Origin of the sequence: Daejeonella sp. (assembly GCF_049655485.1) — a bacterium.
GTDB lineage: Bacteria > Bacteroidota > Bacteroidia > Sphingobacteriales > Sphingobacteriaceae > Daejeonella.
The window spans coordinates 1-1,936 of the sequence record NZ_JBASJU010000054.1; the positions used below are offsets into that span (position 1 = coordinate 1).

Here is a 1,936-nt window from a genome sequence, read left to right on the forward strand (position 1 = left end):
TACCAGCGCTATGGTTTTATTTGTTGTTTTTGGTTTGTTGCAGCTTCTTATGGGCCGAGAGAAAATTCGCGTAACAAAATCTTTTCGTCCACATTTTCTTGCTTCTTCCAAAAAATCTTACCTTCAAAAAACCAATTACCCTTCGCAAGAATTTGCGGAGCAACTTAAATTAATCTATAAATGAAAAGAAGTGAATTTCTCTACCTGAGCGGGATGGGTGCAGGGGCACTAATGCTACCCAATCTGGATGCTTTTGCTCGTCACATCGACCCCCTGGAGGCCCTCGACGGGATGGACGTAAAAATAAAAAAGTCCCTCGCTGATGTGGCATTAAATGCTGCGCGAAGCAAGGGTGCTTCCTATGCAGACGTGCGGATCGGCCGTTACCTCAATCAATTTGTCTCTACCCGCGAGAATCGTGTGCAAGGTGTGGCCAATACTGAATCGTTTGGAGTTGGAATCCGTGTGATCGCAAACGGCTGCTGGGGATTTGCATCAACTAACCTGGTAACCAAAGAAGATATCGCAAGAACTGCCGAGCGTGCGGTTGCTGTCGCGAAAGCGAATGCCAAAATCCAGGGTTCTCCCGTACAGCTAGCTCCTCAGAAAGGGCTTGGTGAGGTCAGCTGGAAATCGCCGATAGAGCGAAATGCTTTTGAGGTTCCGGTAAAAGAGAAAGTTGACTTATTACTTCAAACCAATGGCATTGCCATGGCTGGAGGCGCAAACTTCATCAATTCAGCGATCTACGCTGTTAATGAGCAGAAATATTTCGCATCTACAGACGGTTCGTATATCGATCAAGATATACACCGTATATATCCCCAATTCAATGTCACGAAAATTGATCGTTCGACGGGCAAATTTGACACGATAAAATCTTCGAGCACCCCAATGGGTATGAGTTGGGATTACCTGGAGCCGCGGGCCGAAAGTAAGGTCAGCGGTATAGTTACACGATACAAAGACCATTACGATATTTTGGCCGATGTTAAGGAAGTCACCGCCAAGGTCGACGAGAAAATGAAAGCCAAATCCGTAGAGCCTGGTAAATACGACCTCGTGCTGGATCCTTCACACTTATGGTTAACCATTCATGAGTCTGTCGGGCACCCTACAGAGCTCGACCGTGTATTGGGCTACGAAGCCAATTATGCCGGCACCAGTTTCCTTACCCTGGACCGCATGAAGTCTAAGAAATTCAATTTCGGAAATAAGAACGTAAACATCGTGGCCGATAAGCTTCAGAAAAACTCTTTAGCAGCCGTTGGTTACGATGATGAAGGCGTGCCATGCAAGCAATGGGATCTGATCAAGGACGGTATCCTGGTAAACTTCCAGGCAACCCGCGACCAGGCTCACATGATTGGGTTGGACGAATCGCAGGGATGTTCCTATGCACAGAGCTGGGCAGATGTACAATTTCAGCGTATGCCTAACGTTTCCCTTCAGCCGGGCAAAGAAAGGATGAGCGTGGATGATATGATCAAAAACGTGGAGAAAGGCGTTTACATCATCGGTGATGGGTCATTCTCGATTGATCAGCAGAGGTACAACTTCCAGTTCGGCGGACAAATGTTCTACGAAATCAAGGAAGGCAAGATCGTAGGAATGCTACGGGACGTTTCTTACCAGTCAAATACCCAGGAATTCTGGAATGCCTGCGGAGGCGTTTGCGATGAACGCGATTACCGTTTAGGCGGCGCATTCAACGATGGAAAAGGGCAGCCAAGCCAGTCGAACGCCGTATCACACGGCAGCTCGACAGCGAGATTTAATGGAGTTAATGTTATAAACACAGCAAGAAAAATATAGATATGGCCATATTAACAAAAGAACAGGCACAAGCCATCCTGAAAAAAGCATTGAGCTATTCAAAGGCAGAAGAATGTGAAGTAAGCTTACAAGGCAGCGAAGGCGGAAACATCCGTTATGC

General features: G+C 46.8%; 2 protein-coding genes. Both read left to right on the top strand.

Annotation, left to right across the window (positions count from 1 at the left end; all coding sequences use genetic code 11):
- The coding region (locus WBJ10_RS02340; RefSeq protein ID WP_424287942.1) for a hypothetical protein at window positions 1-184 on the top strand (184 nt) is incomplete at its 5' end.
- Entirely contained in the window at window positions 181-1,815 is a 1,635-nt protein-coding gene (locus tag WBJ10_RS02345; protein ID WP_424287943.1) for a TldD/PmbA family protein, read from the top strand. The genes WBJ10_RS02340 and WBJ10_RS02345, both read left to right, overlap by 4 nt.
- The last annotated feature ends 121 nt before the right edge of the window (window positions 1,816-1,936 follow it).

Excerpts from the sequence above, each read along its gene's own strand:
- WBJ10_RS02345 (WP_424287943.1), top strand. The coding sequence starts at position 181 with ATGAAAAGAAGTGAATTTCTCTACCTGAGCGGGATGGGTGCAGGGGCA.